This is a genomic window from Aquicoccus sp. SU-CL01552 (genome assembly GCF_040365005.1).
Lineage (GTDB): Bacteria > Pseudomonadota > Alphaproteobacteria > Rhodobacterales > Rhodobacteraceae > Antarcticimicrobium.
This window is the reverse complement of the sequence record NZ_BAABWV010000001.1, coordinates 204,232-221,921: the sequence shown is the minus strand read 5'-3', so window position 1 is coordinate 221,921 and position 17,690 is coordinate 204,232. Positions and strand designations below refer to the sequence as shown.

Annotated in this window: 16 protein-coding genes; 10 read left to right on the top strand and 6 right to left on the bottom strand. The window is 64.9% G+C overall.

Annotation, left to right across the window (positions count from 1 at the left end):
• The 6 genes from ABWV23_RS01085 to miaA all read right to left on the bottom strand — a co-directional run bounded on the left by ABWV23_RS01085 (window position 1) and on the right by miaA (window position 8,236).
• Window positions 1-2,085 (bottom strand): dipeptide ABC transporter ATP-binding protein, encoded by a 2,085-nt coding sequence (locus ABWV23_RS01085; RefSeq protein WP_353344033.1) that lies wholly within the window; start codon window positions 2,083-2,085, stop codon window positions 1-3.
• 94 nt (window positions 2,086-2,179) lie between these two features.
• Window positions 2,180-3,394 (bottom strand): ABC transporter permease, encoded by a 1,215-nt coding sequence (locus ABWV23_RS01080; RefSeq protein WP_353344031.1) that lies wholly within the window; start codon window positions 3,392-3,394, stop codon window positions 2,180-2,182.
• Between the two features lie 15 nt (window positions 3,395-3,409).
• Window positions 3,410-4,462 carry an ABC transporter permease gene (locus ABWV23_RS01075; RefSeq protein WP_353344029.1) on the bottom strand — a complete coding sequence of 351 codons (1,053 nt, stop codon included), beginning with the start codon at window positions 4,460-4,462 and terminating at the stop codon, window positions 3,410-3,412.
• A gap of 123 nt (window positions 4,463-4,585) precedes the next feature.
• Window positions 4,586-6,253 (bottom strand): ABC transporter substrate-binding protein, encoded by a 1,668-nt coding sequence (locus ABWV23_RS01070; RefSeq protein ID WP_353344027.1) that lies wholly within the window; start codon window positions 6,251-6,253, stop codon window positions 4,586-4,588.
• Between the two features lie 221 nt (window positions 6,254-6,474).
• On the bottom strand, window positions 6,475-7,260 hold the full coding sequence (locus tag ABWV23_RS01065; protein ID WP_353344025.1) for a helix-turn-helix transcriptional regulator: 786 nt from the start codon (window positions 7,258-7,260) through the stop codon (window positions 6,475-6,477).
• A gap of 100 nt (window positions 7,261-7,360) precedes the next feature.
• Window positions 7,361-8,236 carry a tRNA (adenosine(37)-N6)-dimethylallyltransferase MiaA gene (gene miaA / locus ABWV23_RS01060; RefSeq protein WP_353344023.1) on the bottom strand — a complete coding sequence of 292 codons (876 nt, stop codon included), beginning with the start codon at window positions 8,234-8,236 and terminating at the stop codon, window positions 7,361-7,363.
• Between the two features lie 116 nt (window positions 8,237-8,352).
• On the opposite strand from miaA, the gene pyrH reads away from it, so the two are divergent.
• From pyrH to fabZ, 10 genes are all read left to right on the top strand, one after another.
• The gene (gene pyrH / locus ABWV23_RS01055; protein ID WP_353344021.1) at window positions 8,353-9,099 is read left to right on the top strand and encodes a UMP kinase; all 747 of its coding nucleotides are present in this window, start codon (window positions 8,353-8,355) and stop codon (window positions 9,097-9,099) included.
• A gap of 64 nt (window positions 9,100-9,163) precedes the next feature.
• The gene (gene frr, locus ABWV23_RS01050; RefSeq protein ID WP_353344019.1) at window positions 9,164-9,727 is read left to right on the top strand and encodes a ribosome recycling factor; all 564 of its coding nucleotides are present in this window, start codon (window positions 9,164-9,166) and stop codon (window positions 9,725-9,727) included.
• Between the two features lie 8 nt (window positions 9,728-9,735).
• Window positions 9,736-10,470, top strand: coding sequence for an undecaprenyl pyrophosphate synthase (uppS, locus tag ABWV23_RS01045; RefSeq protein WP_353344017.1), 735 nt, complete (start codon window positions 9,736-9,738; stop codon window positions 10,468-10,470).
• Window positions 10,467-11,258, top strand: coding sequence for a phosphatidate cytidylyltransferase (locus tag ABWV23_RS01040; RefSeq protein WP_353344015.1), 792 nt, complete (start codon window positions 10,467-10,469; stop codon window positions 11,256-11,258). Before uppS ends, ABWV23_RS01040 begins: the two co-directional genes overlap by 4 nt.
• 25 nt (window positions 11,259-11,283) lie before the next feature.
• Window positions 11,284-12,456: a 1-deoxy-D-xylulose-5-phosphate reductoisomerase gene (gene dxr, locus ABWV23_RS01035; protein WP_353344013.1), complete on the top strand. Its 1,173-nt coding sequence runs from the start codon at window positions 11,284-11,286 to the stop codon at window positions 12,454-12,456.
• A gap of 3 nt (window positions 12,457-12,459) precedes the next feature.
• Window positions 12,460-13,812, top strand: a complete 1,353-nt coding sequence (rseP, locus tag ABWV23_RS01030; protein ID WP_353344011.1) for an RIP metalloprotease RseP — start codon at window positions 12,460-12,462, stop codon at window positions 13,810-13,812.
• A 102-nt stretch (window positions 13,813-13,914) separates the two neighbouring features.
• On the top strand, window positions 13,915-14,043 hold the full coding sequence (locus ABWV23_RS01025) for a hypothetical protein (protein WP_353344009.1): 129 nt from the start codon (window positions 13,915-13,917) through the stop codon (window positions 14,041-14,043).
• 110 nt (window positions 14,044-14,153) lie between these two features.
• Window positions 14,154-16,562, top strand: coding sequence for an outer membrane protein assembly factor BamA (bamA, locus tag ABWV23_RS01020; RefSeq protein WP_502901577.1), 2,409 nt, complete (start codon window positions 14,154-14,156; stop codon window positions 16,560-16,562).
• 57 nt (window positions 16,563-16,619) lie between these two features.
• Window positions 16,620-17,159 carry an OmpH/Skp family outer membrane protein gene (locus tag ABWV23_RS01015; RefSeq protein WP_353344648.1) on the top strand — a complete coding sequence of 180 codons (540 nt, stop codon included), beginning with the start codon at window positions 16,620-16,622 and terminating at the stop codon, window positions 17,157-17,159.
• 66 nt (window positions 17,160-17,225) lie between these two features.
• The gene (gene fabZ, locus ABWV23_RS01010) at window positions 17,226-17,690 is read left to right on the top strand and encodes a 3-hydroxyacyl-ACP dehydratase FabZ (protein ID WP_353344005.1); all 465 of its coding nucleotides are present in this window, start codon (window positions 17,226-17,228) and stop codon (window positions 17,688-17,690) included.

The following is a 17,690-nucleotide window of genomic DNA, read 5'->3' as shown; positions in this document are numbered from 1 at the left end:
TTACTCCGCCGCGATCTTGATCACCGGCTCCATCTCGGCCAGCTTCTCGTCGCTCAGGTGGCATTTCACCTGGTGGCCCTCGGCCAGGGTGCGCACCGGGGGTACCTCGCGGTCGCAGAGTCCGCCGGGCACCTGGTCTTTCCAGCGGCAGCGGGTCTGGAACGGGCAGCCGGGGGGCGGGTTCATCGCCGAGGGGATGTCGCCTTCGAGCACGATATGGGTCTTTTCGACCGAGGTGTCGGCAATCGGCACCGCCGAGAGCAGCGCCTCGGTATAGGGGTGGTAGGGCGGGCTGAACACCTGGTCGGTGGTGCCCAGTTCGACCACGTGGCCCAGGTACATCACCATCACCCGGTCGCTCAGGTAGCGCACGATGGACAGGTCATGCGAGATGAACAGAAGCGTTGTCTTCTCCTCGCGCTGGATCTCCATCAACAGGTCGGTGACGGCGGCCTGAACGCTCACGTCCAGCGCCGAGACCGGCTCATCGGCCACCACGATACGGGCGCCGCCGGCAAAGGCGCGGGCGATGCCGACGCGCTGTTTCTGCCCGCCTGAAAGCTGCCGCGGCATCCGCTCGGCAAAGGCGCGGGGCAGTTTCACCAGGTCGAGCAATTCCAGCATGCGCGCCTTGCGCTCGGCCTCGGAATTGCCGATGCCGAAAATCTCCAGCGCGCGGATGATCTGCCGGCCCACCGTCATCGAGGGGTTGAGCGTGTCGAACGGATTCTGGAACACCATCTGCACCTCGCCCACGGTCTTGGCGTCGCGGGCCTGGATCGGGGTCTGCTCGATATTGCGCCCGTCGAGCAGGATCTCGCCGTCGGTCGCCGTTTCCAGCCCCATCAGGACCTTGGCAAAGGTGGATTTGCCGCAGCCGGATTCGCCGACGATGGCCAGGGTTTCGGATTCGCGCGCCTCGAAGGTCAGTTCCTCGTTGGCCTTGACGACCTTCCTGGCGCCGCCGCCGAACAGGGCGTTGGCCGCCACCTCGTAGTATTTCTTGAGCTTGTCCATGCGCAGCACGACCTCGCCGATCTCGCCCTTCTGCTTGGTCTCCATTAGTTCGGGTGGCGCCTGCCAGTCGATCTCCTGGAACTTCAGGCAGCGGGTGGCGTGGCGGTCGTTGCCGGGCACGTCGGACATCGGGATGGATTTGGCGTCGCAGCGGCCGGCCTCGAAATAGTCGCAGCGCGGGCCGAAGTTGCAGCCCCTGGGCCGTTCGTGCGGCAGCGGAAAGTTGCCCGGGATCGCCTTGAGCGGATGGGCGTTCTTGTCGGCGCCGGGCAGCGGGATCGAGCGGAACAGCGCCTGTGTATAGGGGTGCTGCATCTCGTCGAAGACGTCCTCGATCGAGCCGCGCTCGACCGCCTCGCCGGAATACATCACGCAGATGCGGTCGCAGGTTTCCAGCACCAGCCCGAGGTTGTGCGAGATGAACAGCATCGAGGTGCCGTATTTCTTGCCCAGATCCTTGACCAGTTCGACCACGGCGGCCTCGACGGTGACATCGAGCGCGGTGGTCGGCTCGTCCAGGATCAGCAGCGAGGGTTCCGACATCAGCGCCATGGCGATGACGATGCGTTGCTGTTGCCCGCCCGAAAGCTGGTGCGGAAAGGAATTGAGGATGCGCTTGGGGTCGGGCAGCTTGACGTCGGTGACCACCTGCAGGGCGCGGGCATAGGCCTCGTCCTCCGAGGCGCCCTGGTGGATCATCGGCACCTCCATCAGCTGCTTGCCGATCTTCATCGCCGGGTTCAGGCTGGCCATCGGTTCCTGGTAGATCATCGCGATCTCGGAGCCGCGGATGTCGCGCAGCTCGTCGGCGCTCATCTCGCCCATGTCGCGGCCCTTGAACTTGATCGAGCCGCCGACGATGCGGCCGTTCTTGCCCAGATCCCGCATCACGCCGAGTGCCACGGTCGATTTCCCGCAACCGCTTTCCCCGACCAGGCCGACCGCCTCGCCGGGTCGGACCTTGACCGAGAAATCCATCACCGCCGGGATTTCCCGCAGCCGGGTGAAGAAAGAGATCGACAACCTGTCGATGTCCAGGATCGGGCCGTCGTATTTGGGTTTCGGCATTCTTCTGGTCCCCGTTGGCTTGCGGGGCCGGTGCCCCGTCTTTGTCTGGCTTGTGATACGCCGGGGGTCCGGGGGCAGGGCCCCCGATCCACCGTCAGTCCTTGAGCGATTCCTCGCGCAGCCCGTCAGCGAGCAGGTTGAGACCCAGCACCATGCTGAGCAGCGCCAGCGCCGGGGGCAGGGCGGGGTGCAGGTAGATCGACAGCAGCTTGCGCCCCTCGTTGATCGTGGAGCCCCAGTCCGGGCTTTCCGGCGGCAGGCCGAGGCCGAAGAAGCCCAATGTGCCCAGCAGGATGGTGGTATAGCCGATGCGCAGGCAGAAATCGACGATCAGGGGCCCGCGCGCATTGGGCAGGATCTCCCACAGCATGATGTACCACGGGCCCTCTCCCCGGGTCTGGGCGGCGGCGACGTAATCGCGCGTCTTGATGTCCATCGCCAGCCCGCGCACGATGCGGAACACCGTGGGCGAATTGACGAAGACCACCGAGACGAAGACCACCAGGATGCCGCCGGGGATGTCGAACAGGTCGAGGATCTGCGGCAGCGCCGGGATCGTGACCGTGTTGGAGTTGACCAAGTAGCCATCGGTGGAGATCAGCGACAGGTACAGCCAGAACGACACCCCCAGAACCCCGATCAGAAGCGGCGTGCGGAACCTGGGCTGGGTGTAATAGCGCGAGTTCAGCAGCACCGCGAGGAACACGATGGGAAAGATGAACAGCACCGCCGCCATGTAGCTCGGCACGCCGGTGTCGACGATCTCGGGCGTGACCAGCAGGTAGAACAGCAGGATCACCGGAAAGGCCAGGATCAGGTTGGCCAGGAACGACAGGAAGGTGTCGAGCCGCCCGCCGTAGTAGCCCGCCGGCAGGCCCAGGGTGATGCCGACCATGAAGGCAAAGAGCGTCGCCAGCGGCGCGATCTGCACCACCACCCAGGCCCCCTTGACCATGCGGCTGAACACGTCGCGCGCCAGGTTGTCGCCGCCCAGCAGGTACCAGGCGTACTCGCCGGCCTCGGCGCCGCGCAGGGGGGTGCCGGGCACCTTGTTTTTCATCCCCGAGACCTGCGACAGGGGATCGTGGGTCACGATCAGGTCAAGCGCGCCGAACACGCCGGTAAAGACCCAGAACATGACCAGCGCAAAGCCAATCATGCCGATCGGGCTGTCGAACAGTTTCCCGTAAAGGCCCAGCCGCCGCTTGAAGGCCACCGAGACGGCGAAGAGGATGACCAGTGCGACCCAGACAGAGGTGAACTGGTAGAGGACGCGGGTGATGATCTCGATCCAGCCGAGAGGTTCCATGGCTCCGATCCTCCCTTATGAAATCCGGATGCGCGGATTGAGGTAGACATAGCCGATATCCGAGATCAGCTGCGTCGCCAGAACCACGATCACCGAGACCACCGAGACCGCCAGCAGCAGTTCGATGTCGTTGTTGCCCGCCGCCTGCACCAGCGTCCAGCCGAAGCCCTTGTAGTTGAACAGGGTCTCGACGATGACCACGCCGTTCAGCAGCCAGGGAAATTGCAGCATGATCACGGTGAAGGGCGCGATCAGCGCATTGCGCAGCGCGTGCTTCATCACGATGTTGCGAAACGTCACCCCCTTGAGGCGGGCGGTGCGGATGTATTGTGCCGTCATCACCTCGGTCATGCTGGCCCGCGTCATCCGCGCGATATAACCCATGCCGTACAGGGCGATGGTCAGGACCGGCAGAAAGAAATTCTCGAAATTGGCGTTGTCCATCGCGCTGGTGGCGGTGCCCTTGAACCATTTCAGCCCGACGGTCGAGGAGGCAAATACGGCGATGAAGATCACGCCGGAGACATATTCGGGCGTGGCCGTGGTGATGATCGAGAAGGTCGAGAGCGACCGGTCCAGCGGCGAGCCTTCGCGCATCCCGGCCAGCACGCCGACGATCAGCGCCGAGGGCACCATCAGCACCAGCACCCAGAACATCAGCTTGGCGGTGAGCCCCAGCCGGGTGCCGATGATGCCGGACACCTCGTCGCGGAACACGGTGGAATAGCCCCAGTCGCCCTGCAGGATGCCGCAGAACCGCGGCGCGGCGGCGGCCTCTTGCGCCGTCGCGGTGCCCCGCAGGCAGCGGCCGGTGACGCCCTCGTCGGTTTCATGGGTCCAGCCCGGAACCACGCCCAGCCACTGGCCGTATTTCAACGGCAGCGGTTGCAGGTAGCCGTTGCCCTCGAGCCAGCTTGCCACCGCCTCGTCGGACATGCGGAAGTTGCCCTGCGTCTTGGCCAGCTTTTCGAGGTTCGGGTAGAGGTTGGTCAGAAAGAACACGATGAAGGTCAGGCATAGTGCCGTCAGGATCATCACGCCCGTCCTGCGCAGGATGAACAGTCCCATGGGGCCCCCTGTTGGTCAGGCTATCTATCGGCCCTTTGCGGGCCTATTGGTGGCAGGCGCGGAGAGCGCACCGCAGGAAAATCGGGCCGCCCCTTGCGGGACGGCCCCTGTCTTTTCGCCGGGTCAGGCGGCCCAGCCCCACTTGTAGTGGTGGTGTTCGTAGGTGATGTGCATGTCGGTGCCCACCAGCCCCTCGCGCATGTGGCGATAGAGCGAGCGCCAGTAGGGCTGGATCGTCACGCCTTCTTCCTGGATCATCGCTTCGCCCTTGGCAGCGATCTCGCGGCGCTTGTCGGCATCGGCGATGGCCAGCGCCTCCTCGAGCAGCGCGTCGAATTCCGGGTTGGCCCAGCCGAACTCGTTCCAGGCCTCGCCCGAGCGATAGGCCAGCGCCCAGATCTGCACGCCGAGCGGGCGGTGGTTCCAGTTGGTCGAGCTGAACGGGTATTTCACCCAGTCGTTCCAGAAGGTGTTGCCGGGCAACACCGTGCGCTTGACCTTGATGCCGGCGTCGCGCAGCTGCGCGGCCACGGCGTCGGTGGTGTTGCGGCGCCAGTCGTCGTCGATCGAGACGATCTCGTGCTCGAAATCGGCCATGCCGGCCTCTTCCATCAGCGCCTTGGCGGCGGCGGGATCGGCCTTGATCTTGGGCAGTTCGGCATATTCCGGGTGAATCCGGCAGACGTGGTGGTTTTCGGCCACCTCGCCGCGGTTGCCATAGCCCAGTTCGAGACAGACGGCGTTGTCGACGGCCAGCGACAGCGCCTTGCGCACGCGCTTGTCGGCATAGGGCTTCATGCCGTCGATCTCGGCCAGCTGGTTGGGCCGGATCACGATGGTCGCGGCGGTCACCACCTCGGACTGGACCAGGCCGATGTCGTTCATGATGTCGATGAACTCACCCACCGATTCATAAAGCATGTCGACCTCTTCGGACTCGATCGCAGCAAGCCAGGCCGAGGGATCGGTGCCGTAGTCGATGTACTCGATCTTGTCGAGGTAGGGGCCGCCATAGACCTCGGTGCCCCACCAGGTGTGATCGGTTGCGCGCTCCAGCGTGGCGCCGACGCCGACCTCGATATTGGTCAGCTTGTAGGGGCCGGTGCCGATCAGCTCGTTCGGGTTGGCCGGGTCATAGCTGGCATGCACCACGCCGGCCGGGTAATCGGCGAGGCCGGGGATGATCGAGATATCCGGCGTCGCGCATTTGAGCAGCACGGTGGAGGCATCGACCACGGTGATCGCGCCCTCGCGCGCCTTGCCGGTGTCGGGATCAACCAGCGAGCCGACGCGCGCGGCCATCGAGTTGCCCTCGACGTCCTTTTCGCACCAGCGTTCGAAGTTGCGGGCCACGTCCTCGGCGGTGAAATCGTCGCCGTTATGCCATTTCACGCCCTGGCGGACCTTCAGCGTGTATTCGGTGGCGTCCTCGTTCACCGACCAGCCGTCCAGCAGCATGCCGCGGAACGACCCGTCGTTGTTGTACTCGACCAGATATTCGCAGGTGCCACGGGTGACGCAGCCGATCTCGGACCAGTCTGCGGTGCGGGTGTCCTTGAGGGCCTTGACCTGCATCTGGACGCGCAGCGTGCCACCCTGCTTGGGGGTGGCGGCCTGCGCCACGCCGGGCGCCGCGACACCGATCAGACCATAGGCCGCGGTCGCGGAAACGCCCAGCGCGGTGGCGCGGGTCAGAAACTCGCGCCGGCTGAGCTTGCCGTCCTTGTACTCCTGCGCGTGCATATGCGCCGCCGGATGGACGGGTTTCGCATTGAGTGTCGGGTTGTTCATGAAAGTCTCCCTGTGGGCCTTTTGATCTTGTTGAATGTCGTTGGTTGGTGCCGGTTTGAACGGCACCGCTCCGGCTGAACGTCTATGTCTCTTTCCGGATCTTCCCCATGCCCTTCATTCGGCATCAGAAATTCCCATCCGTCAACGGTTGGAATGCGCTTTACAGTGTAAAAAAACGACATCGACAAGTCAAAAAACGACAGGAGGCTTTTGGGGCCCCGTCAGGCCGCCGAGCGGACCGACTTCCGCAGGGCGGTCGGTGTCTTTTGGGTATGTTGCTGGATAAAGCGGGTGAAATAGGCCGCGCTGCCGAATCCGAGGTGGCGCGCGATGTCCTGCACCGGGACGTCGGTGCTGATCAGCAGGGTCCGCGCCGCGTGCAGCAAACGCTCGGTCAGCAGGGTGGCGGCGGTACGCCCGGTCTCGGCGCGGCAGACCCGGGTCAGGTGGGTCGGGGTGACCCCCAGCGCTTCGGCGTGGTCGGCCATGCTGGACCCATCGGCATAGTCGCGCACCAGCCGGTCGCAAAAGGCGGTCACCAGCCGCTGGGCGGCGCTCCGGCCGGGGGCCGGGTCGTCGGGCAGGTGGCGGCGCAGCCAGACCGCCATCAGGTCGCCATAGGCCCGCATCGCCGAATGATAGAGCGGGCGCTGCGCGTTCTGTTCCCGGCCCATCGCCTCAAACAGGACGGTCAGCTCGGCCTGGGCCGCGACGTCGCGGATGCGCAGGTGCTGCACCGTCTGCGGCAGGGTCAGGTTGGCCCCATCCGGGATCACCAGCGCCTGGCCGAAGCCGTTGCGCATCAGTTCGAGCGCCATCAGGTTGCGCGCCGGGATGAACAGCGCGTTATGGGTGCCAATGCCGTGTCGCGCCCCGTCCAGCAGGGCCACGCCCTGGCCCCGCGTGATCCAGATCAGAAGATGCTCGGCTCGGTCATGGGCGAGTTCGAGTTGCCATGCCCCCGCCTTTGCCAGTTGCGCCAATGTCACCAGGCGCAGGTCGTCCATTTCATTTGGATCGAAGGGCATGGGCACAAAAATGACTGTTAACGTCGGGGGTTATGACCCTTTTTACACCACAGAAACGCCGCGCGGACAAGTCGGACGCTCAGCCCGCCGGGCGGATCGGCTGCCAATGGCGCATTTTCGCCCGGAACCAGGTGCGTTGCCGCTTGGCAAAGCGGCGGGTGGCGATGGTGGCGCGTTCACGCGCCTCGTCGAGGGTGCAACCTCCCTCGATATAGGTCATCAGTTCCGGCACGCCGATGGCGCGAAAGGCGGGCAGGGCCGGGGCGTAGCGGTCGCGCATCGCCGCCACCTCATCGATGGCGCCCTGTTCCAGCATCGCGTCGAAGCGCCGCGCGATCCGTTCGAGCAGCCAGTCCTTGGGCACGTCGAACAGCAGCGGTACGGCGGAGGTCAGCGGCAACAGCGGCGGCGGCGTGTCGGCCTGCCAGTCGGCCAGCGGTCGGCCGGTGGCTCGCTGCACCTCCCAGGCGCGCTGGACGCGTGCCCGGTTGCGCCGGTCGAGGCCCGCGGCGGTCGCCGGGTCGAGATCGGCCAGCAGGGTGTCCAGCGGGATCAGGTCGGCCTCGGCGCGCAACTCCGGCGGGGTGGGCGGGATCTCGGCCAGGCCCTGGGTCAGCGCGGTGAAATAGAGCCCGGTGCCGCCGGTGATGATCGGGCGCTGGCCGGCCTCGAGCAGCGGCGCGACCTCGCGCAGCCAGTGACCGGCGGAATATTGCGCATCGCAGGGGACATGACCGTACAGGCGGTGCGGCGCCTGCGCCTCTTCTTCCGCGCTGGGGCGCGCGGTGATGACGCGCCAGCAGGCAAACACCTGGCTGGCGTCGGCATTGACCACGACGCCGCCCCGTTCCTGCGCGATCCGCAGGGCCAGCGCCGACTTGCCCGAGGCGGTCGGCCCCGCGATCAGCACCGGCCGGTCGTCGGGGATTTCGGGGAGCGGGCCAAGTTTTTGCATGTACGCCTGTTCGAAACCGTGGAAACCGGCGCCGGTCCTGCGGTTGGCGCATTGAACCTTGGGCCGATTTCCGACATTTTGCGCGAAAATAACCTCGTGCCGGAGAGAAGCGCAACATGACCTCGTCAAATCCCCCAGAATCGCAATCGAAACAGACGACATACAGGCGCGTGCTGCTGAAGATCTCGGGCGAGGCGCTGATGGGCGACCAGGGCTTCGGCCTGCATCCGCCGACCGTCCAGCGCGTCGCGCAGGAGGTCAAGTCGGTGCATGACATGGGCGTCGAGATCTGCATGGTGATCGGCGGCGGCAACGTGTTTCGCGGTTTGCAGGGCAGCGCCCAGGGGATGGAGCGGACCACCGCCGACTACATGGGGATGCTGGCCACGGTGATGAACGCGCTGGCAATGCAGAGCGCGCTGGAAGAGATCGGCGTGTTCACCCGGGTGATCAGCGCGATCCGCATGGACGAGGTCTGTGAGCCCTACATCCGTCGCCGCGCGGTGCGCCACCTTGAGAAAAAGCGGGTCTGCATTTTTGCCGCCGGCACCGGCAACCCCTATTTCACCACCGACACGGCGGCGACCCTGCGCGCCAACGAGATGGCCTGCGAGGCGATCTTCAAGGGCACCAAGGTCGACGGAGTGTATGACAAGGATCCGGAAAAATTCCCCGATGCCAAACGCTATGACGAGGTCAGCTATGACGACGTGCTGGCCAAGCGTCTGGGGGTGATGGATGCCAGTGCCATCGCGCTGGCACGCGACAACAACCTGCCGATCATCGTGTTCTCGCTCGACGAGCCCGGCGGGTTCCGTGGTATCCTTGCGGGCGAGGGCACCTATACAAAGGTGCGCGGCTAGGGGTATAGACCGCGCAAGCATGTAACGTGCAGGCGACAATCCGCAGTTTGGGGAGAGGGCAGACATGTCCGAGGATTTTGAACTCGATACCGATGATCTGAAACGCCGCATGGACGGCGCCATGGCGAACCTGCGCACCGAGTTCGCCTCGTTGCGCACCGGGCGGGCCAGCGCCTCGATGCTGGAACCGGTGCAGGTCGATGCCTATGGCCAGATGACTCCGATCAACCAGGTCGGCACCGTCAACGTGCCGGAACCGCGCATGGTGACCGTGAACGTCTGGGACAAGGGCCTTGTCGGCAAGGTCGAAAAGGCGATCCGCGAAAGCGGGCTGGGGATCAACCCGCAGCTCAACGGCACCATCATCATGCTGCCGATCCCGGAGCTGAACGAAGAGCGGCGCCGCGACCTGACCAAGGTCGCCGGCCAGTATGCCGAACACGCCCGGGTGTCGATTCGCAACGTGCGCCGCGACGGCATGGACCAGATCAAGAAGGCCAAGGCCGACGGCATGTCCGAGGACGACCAGAAGTTCTGGGAGACCGAGGTGCAGGAGCTGACCGACAAGATGATCGCGGCGGTGGACGAGGCGCTGGAGTCCAAGCAAGCCGAGATCATGCAGGTCTGATCGCAGCCATGCCAAAGGATCCCGAGATCGCGGCCCATCCGCACGGCCCCGGCCATGTCGCCATCATCATGGACGGCAACGGACGCTGGGCGCAGGCGCGCGGACGGCCGCGGTTGTTCGGCCACCATGCCGGCGCCCGCCGCGTGCGCGAGGTGGTCGAGGCCTGCCCGGCGCTCGGGGTGAAATACCTGACGATCTTTGCCTTCTCGACCGAGAACTGGAAACGGACCCAGGTCGAGGTGGCCGGGTTGATGAGCCTGTTCCGCCGCTACATCGCCAAGGAGATGCAGGCGATCGCCGTCAACAACGTGCGGGTGCGCTTCATCGGCGACCGGGTGCGGCTGGACACCAAGCTGATCGCGCTAATGGATCAACTCGAGGTGCAGACCGAGGGCAATACCGGCACACAGCTGACTATCGCGCTGAACTACGGTGGCCGCGACGAGGTCGCCCGCGCCACAAAACGGCTGGCGCAGGACGTGGCCGACGGCAAGCTGCGCCCCGAGGACGTGGACGAGGAGACGCTGCCGAAATACCTCGACACCTGCGTGCTGCCCGACCCGGACCTGGTGATCCGGACCAGCGGCGAGGCGCGGATTTCGAACTTCCTGCTGTGGCAGTCGGCCTATGCCGAGTATGAGTTCATCGACACGCTGTGGCCCGATTTCACCGCCGAGGAGCTGTCGCGCCTGTGCCAGAGCTACGGTGCACGCGATCGCCGCTTCGGGGCGGTCAAGGCATGAGCGGATCCGGCCAATGGGGTGACCTGACCGCACGGCTTCTGTCCGGCCTTGTGCTGGCGACGGCCGGTCTCGGCGCGGTCTGGGCGGGGGGCTATTACTTCGTCAGCTTCGTTTCGGTGGTGACCGGGCTGATCGCGTGGGAACTGACCCGGATGCTGGCGCCCGAGGACGGGCTGCGCACGGTGGTGATGGGGGCGATCTCGGGCGTTGCGGGGTTCCTGGCGATCTATTTCCCGGCCGGATTCGCGCTGCCAACGCTGCTGGTGCCGGCCATCGTCGGCTATGCCTGGTTGCCGCGTCACCGGGGCATCTTTGTGCCGTTCCTGGTGTTCATCCTTTTGGCTGCCTTCGGCATGATGTCGGTCCGCAGCGAGTTCGGCTTTGTCTGGATGCTTTGGCTGGTGCTGGTGGTGGCGGGCACCGATATCGCCGGCTACTTTGCCGGTCGCCTTGTCGGCGGGCCGAAGTTCTGGCCGGCGATCAGCCCGAAGAAAACATGGTCGGGCACGGTGGCGGGCTGGGCTGTCGCGGCGGTGGTCGGCGCGGTCTTCATGCTGCTGACCGGCGCCGGTGCCTGGCTGGTGCTGCTGTCGGCGGCGACCGCCTTTGCCTCGCAACTGGGCGACATCGCCGAAAGCGCGGTCAAACGAAGGAGCGGCGTCAAGGATTCCAGCGCGCTGATCCCGGGGCACGGCGGGTTGTTCGACCGGTTCGACGGCATGCTCGGGGCGGCGATCCTGGTGCTGGTGGTGATGCACCTGACCGGCTATCCGCCCGGACCTGTATGAGCGCCTGAATGAGAGGACATGAGCGATGCGGCGGGTGACGATCCTGGGCGCGACCGGCTCGATCGGGCAGAACACCGTCGATCTGATCCGGCGTGAGCCGGCGGCCTATGACGTGGTGGCACTGACCGGCGGGGCCAATATCGCCCGGCTGGCCGAGGATGCGCGCGCGCTCGGGGCCGACCTGGCGGTGACCGCCTATGACGACCGGCTGGAGGATCTGCGCGCGGCACTGGCGGGCAGCGGAATCGCGGTGGCCGCCGGCACGCAGGCGGTGATCGAGGCGGCGCGCCGCCCGGCCGACTGGATCATGTCGGCCATCGTCGGCTCGGCCGGGCTGGCGCCGGGACTGGCGGCGCTGGAGCAGGGCACGACGCTGGCGTTGGCGAACAAGGAATCGCTGGTCTGCGCCGGCGCGCTGCTGCTCGAGACGGCGCAGCGGCACGGCGCCCGGATCCTGCCGGTGGACAGCGAGCATTCGGCGGTGTTCCAGGCGCTGGCGGGCGAGGATCTGGCGGCGGTCGAACGCATCGTCATCACCGCCTCGGGCGGGGCGTTTCGCGACTGGCCGGTCGAGCGGCTGGCCGGCGCCACCGTGGCCGAGGCCTCGAGCCATCCCAACTGGGACATGGGCCAGCGGATCACCATCGACAGCGCCTCGATGTTCAACAAGGCGATGGAGGTGATCGAAACGCGCGAGTTCTTCGGGGTGAAACCGGAGCAGATCGAGGTGCTAGTGCATCCCGAATCCCTGGTACACGCTCTGGTGGGGTTCAATGACGGGGCGCTGATGGCCCATGTGGGGGCGCCCGACATGCGCCACGCCATCGGTTATGCGCTGCACTGGCCTGAGCGCCGGGCGTTGCCGGTGCCGCGGCTGGACTTGGCCGCGGTCGGCGCGCTGACGTTCCGGGCCCCGGACGAGGTGCGGTATCCCGCGTTGCGGCTGGCGCGCGCGGTGATGGAGACCGGCGGGCTGGCCGGTGCGGTGTTCAACGCCGCCAAGGAACGCAGCCTCGACGGGTTCATCGCCGGGCGGCTGGGATTTCTCGAGATGGCGGCGGTGGTGGAGCGGGTGCTTGACCGTTTCCTGACCCAGGGCCACCACGTTACCGCCGCAATGACACTTGATAACGTGTCGGAAACAGACCATGTCGCCCGTATGTGGGCAGATGAGGCGATGGCCGAAAGGGCAGGATAGGCTTTGAATATTATTGAATTGATTCCGCAGTTTGGCGGGCTGGTCTACACGATCGTCGCCTTTGTCGTCGCGCTGTCCGTGATCGTCGCGGTGCATGAATACGGCCATTACATCGTCGGCCGCTGGTCCGGTATCCATGCCGATGTGTTCTCGCTGGGGTTCGGCCCGGTGCTGTGGAGCCGCAAGGACCGGCGCGGCACCCGCTGGCAGATCGCGGCGCTTCCGTTCGGTGGTTACGTCAAGTTTCGCGGCGATGCCAACGCGGCCTCGGGCAAGGACGGCGAGACCATGGCCGAGATCTATCGCACGAATCCCGATGATCTGCGTCACACCATGCATGGGGCGCCGCTCTGGGCGCGCAGCGCCACGGTGGCGGCCGGGCCGGTTTTCAACTTCATCATGTCGATCGTGGTCTTTACCGGCGTGTTCATGGTGCAGGGCGTTGCGCGAGAGCCGCTGACCGTGGGCGAATTGCACACCCTGCCCGCCGCCGGGATCGAACTGAGCGCGGGCGACGAGATCGTGGCGATCGGCGGGGTCGATGTGCCGACGACCGATAACGGCACCACTTGGGGCGCGATCATCGAAACGCTGCCGCAGGCGGAGGTTCTGGACTATCGCGTGCGCCGCGACGGGCAGGAGATGACGGTGAGCGGTCCATACCCGTTCCCGGCCTATGTCAATCGGGTGATGCCGCGCAGTGCCGCGGCGGACATCGACCTGCGCCCCGGCGACGTGATCGTCGCGGTGGACGGTGCGTCGATCCATGCCTTCGACCAGTTGAAGCAGGCGGTCGAGGCCTCAAACGGGCGGGCGCTGTTGCTGGATGTCTGGCGCGACGGCAAGACGCTGCAATTCACGCTGGCGCCCCGCAGCACCGACGAGCCGACCGCCGATGGCGGTTTCGCCACCCAGTGGCGGATCGGCATCGTCGGTGGCATGGCCTTCGACCCCGCGACCGAGACCGCCGGTCCGGTTGCCGCCCTGCTGGGCGGGCTGTCGCAGACCTGGTCGATCATCACCGGCTCGCTGTCGGGACTGTGGCACATGGTGACCGGCGCGATCAGCACCTGCAACATCTCGGGGCCGATCGGCATCGCCGAGACCTCGGGCGCGATGGCGAGCCAGGGCGCGCAGAGCTTCATCTCGTTCATCGCGGTGCTGTCGACGGCGGTGGGGCTGCTGAACCTGTTTCCGGTCCCGGCGCTGGATGGCGGGCACCTGATGTTCTACGCCTATGAGGCGGTCGCGGGGAAACCGCCCAGCGACGGGGTGGTGCGGGTGCTGATGGCCATCGGCCTGACCATGATTCTGTCGCTCATGGTCTTTGCACTGGCCAACGATCTGCTGTGCTGAACCGCGCAGCCGGGGGTGCCCCCGCGGGGGGCGCCCTAGTGTTGCCATAATCGGGTCATAGGTATTCAGCCTACGGGAATCGGACGCCGGAAGGACCATGACATGCACACACTCGAGCGTTCATATCGCGGGCTCAGCCTGGTTATGGAACTGAACTGGGACCTGATCATCTACATGGCCACCATCGCGTTCGCCCTGTTGGCGGGCGCTTGGCTGGGCAGTCATCTCTAGGTCCCGCGGGATCAACGGAATGGTCGCGCAAAACGGCAATTGCGGTTTTGACAACGCCGGGCAATCCCGATACCACAAACCCAATGTCTGCTTAATACTGGGTTCGAAATATGGGATTGGGAAGCGCCGCAGGGACCCCCTGCGCAGGACGTAATTTTGGACGCACCATTCGGCACCGTGTGCTTCCCACGTTCGTTTTCATTTTTTCGCTGCTGCTTTTGGGTCTGCCGGAAACCGCGCTGGCGCAAAGCTATCGGTTCAATTCGGTTCGCGTCGAGGGGAACCAGCGGATCGAGGCGGCCACCATCGTGGCCTATACCGGCATCGAACGCGGCAAGAGCGTTTCGGCCGGCGAGTTGAACGACGCCTATCAGCGAGTTCTCGGCAGCGGGTTGTTCCAAACGGTCGACCTGACACCACGGGGCGGAACGCTGGTGGTGTCGGTGACGGAATTTCCCACGATCAACGTGATCAACTTCGAGGGGAACCGCCGCATCAAGGACGAGGATCTTGCCAAGATCGTCGAGTCCACTTCGCGGCAGGCGTTCAACCCGGCCCAGGCCGAGCAGGACGCCACCAACATCGCCACTGCCTATTCTCAGCAGGGCAGGGTGGCTGCCACGGTCACGCCGCGCATCATTCGCCGCAGCGACAACCGGGTTGATCTGATATTCGAAATTGCAGAAGGCCAGACGATCGAGGTCGAACGGGTCAGCTTCGTCGGCAACCGCGTCTATTCCGACCGGCGTCTGCGCCGGGTACTCGAGACGAAACAGGCCAACTTCCTGCGCGCCTTCCTGCGCTCCGATACTTTCATCGAAGAACGGATCGAGTTCGACAAGCGGGTTCTGCGCGATTTCTACTTGTCGCGCGGCTATGTGGATTTCCGTGTGAACAGCGCCAACACCGAATTCACCCGCGAACGGGATGGTTTCTACCTCGTGGTCGACGTGCAGGAGGGGCAGCAGTTCCGTCTTGGCGAGATCACCACTGTCAGCGAGTATCCGGGCGTTGACGCTGCCGCGTACCAGGCCGCGCTCAAGCTGCGCCCGGGCGTGGTCTATTCGCCGTCCCTGGTGGAAAGCTCGATCACCCGGATGGAGCGGCTCGCCATCAAGCAGGGGGTCAATTTTCTGCGGATCGAACCGAAGATCACTCGCAATGACCGCGACCTGACCCTAGATGTCGAGTTTGTCCTGAGCAAGGGGTCGCGGGTCTTTGTCGAGCGAATCGATATCGAGGGCAACACCACGACGCTTGACCGCGTAGTTCGGCAGCAATTCCGGATCGCCGAGGGGGATCCGTTCAATCCACGCGAGGTTCGCGCCAGTGCCGAACGCATCCGTGCCCTCGGTTTTTTCGCCAACGCAGATGTGGAGGCGCGCGAGGGCTCGTCTCCAGACAAGGTCGTGGTCGATGTGAATGTCGAGGAACAGGCCACCGGGTCTCTGAGCCTGGGCGGATCGTATTCGGTCAGCGACGGTTTCGGTCTTGCGATCGGCCTGTCCGAAAACAACTTCCTCGGGCGGGGGCAGCGGCTGTCGTTCACCTTCTCGACGGTAGAGGACGCGGAATCCTATGTTCTGTCCTTCACCGAACCTTACCTGCTCGGGCGCGACCTCAAACTCGGCCTGGATATCGGTTATGCGGAGACGGATTCGGATTACTCCAGTTTCAACACGGCAATCGGGTATTTCACTCCGCAGCTGACCTTCCAACTCGGCGAACTCTCGACGCTGGCGACTCGCTACTCCTGGAGGGGGAGCGAAATGAAGGTGCGGGATACCTCGATCGAAGGGCCGGTGATTGGGACCGAAATCGCGCAAGGGGCCATCACTTCCAGCGGTGTCGGCTTTACCTACAGCTATGATAGCCGTCTTGCCGGGATTGATCCAACCGCCGGTTTCCTGTTCTCGGTGGGGGCGGATTACGCCGGCCTCGGCGGCGACAGCGAATACCTGAAGACCTCGGTCAAGGCCGTTGCGCAGAAGAAGATTCTCAACGAGGAGGTCACCCTGAGGGCCACCTTTGAGGCTGGTGCGCTCAACTGGATGGGCAACAACAACAGCCGCACTCTGGACCGGTTCTCGCTGTCCTCGGACATCATGCGCGGGTTCGAATCCTACGGGATCGGGCCGCGCGACATGTCGCCGGATTCGAGCGGCGATGCCTATGACGACTTCTTGGGGGGCAACCTCTACGCGGTGGCAAAGTTCGAGGCCGAGTTCCCGCTGGGCCTGCCCGAGGAGATCGGTCTGCGCGGCGGGGTGTTCCTCGATATCGGCAACCTGTGGGACCTGAGCAACGTCGACACCTCAGCGGCGTCCTCGACCTGCGGGACGGGTGGAACCTCTAGCTGCATCGTGGGGGCCGACGGCGCATGGCGCTCGGTGATCGGGTTGTCGTTCCTGTGGACGACCGGAATCGGCCCCTTGCGGTTCAACTTCTCCAAGGCGATCCAGAAGGAATCCTACGACAAGGAACAGACCTTCGACCTGACCCTTCAGGCGCAATTCTGATCGCCGGTGGTGGCGCGGTCGCGGGAACATATCGGGCCGGGTCTGGCCTTGGTTCTCGTGATTGCGGGTCTGCTTTATGCGATCGGACCGGTACGCGCCCAGCAACTCGGTCTACCGCAATCGGCGATCCTGACCATCGAGGCCGACCGACTGTTCTCGCAATCGGCCTTCGGCAAGCGGACCGCCAATGAGATCGAGGCAGATAGCGCGGTGCTGGCGGCCGAGAACCGGCGGATCGAGGCCGAGCTGATGGCCGAGGAGCAGAAACTGACCGCGCGCCGCTCTGAGATGGATCCCGAGGCCTTCCGTACCCTGGCCGACGCCTTTGACGAAAAGGTCCAGTCCTTCCGGCGCACCCAGGATTCCAAGACCCACGCCCTGAGCCAGAGGGCGGACAAGGCGCGGGTGGAGTTCCTGCGCGCGGCGCGCCCGGTGCTCGAGGCGCTGATGCGCGAAACCGGGGCCGGCGTGATCATGGAACGCTCCAGCGTGTTCCTTAGCTCCAACGCGACCGATATCACCGATCTTGCCATTTCCCGCATCGACGCGGCCATCGGCGACGGCAAGACCACGTCAGGTAACGACGCCGATCAATAGCGCGACTTGCCCAAAGGGGGTGGGATTGCTAGTCAGGCGGCAACGTTCAAAAACGGGAAGCCATTCATGACTGCTGAGCTGAAACGCGCCGATATCGAATTGATCCAGCGCATCCTTCCGCATCGATATCCGTTTCTTCTGGTCGACAAGGTGGTCGAAATCGATGGCTACAGCTCTGCGTGTGGCATCAAGAACGTGACGATGAACGAGCCGCAGTTCCAGGGCCATTTCCCGGGTACGCCGATCATGCCCGGCGTCACCATCGTCGAGGCCATGGCCCAGACCGCCGGCGTGATGCTGGGCGTGGGCATGGATATCATCGATTCCGACCTGCTGATCTATTTCATGAACATCGACAAGTGCAAGTTCCGCCGCAAGGTGGTGCCCGGCGACGTGCTGAAGATGAATGTGACCACCCTGCGCGGCAAGCCCGGCGGCAAGATATTCAAGTTTTCCGGCAAGGCCACCGTCGACGGCGAAACCGCCGCCGAGGCAGAGTTCTCTGCCATGGTCGACATCCAGGCGGAGTGA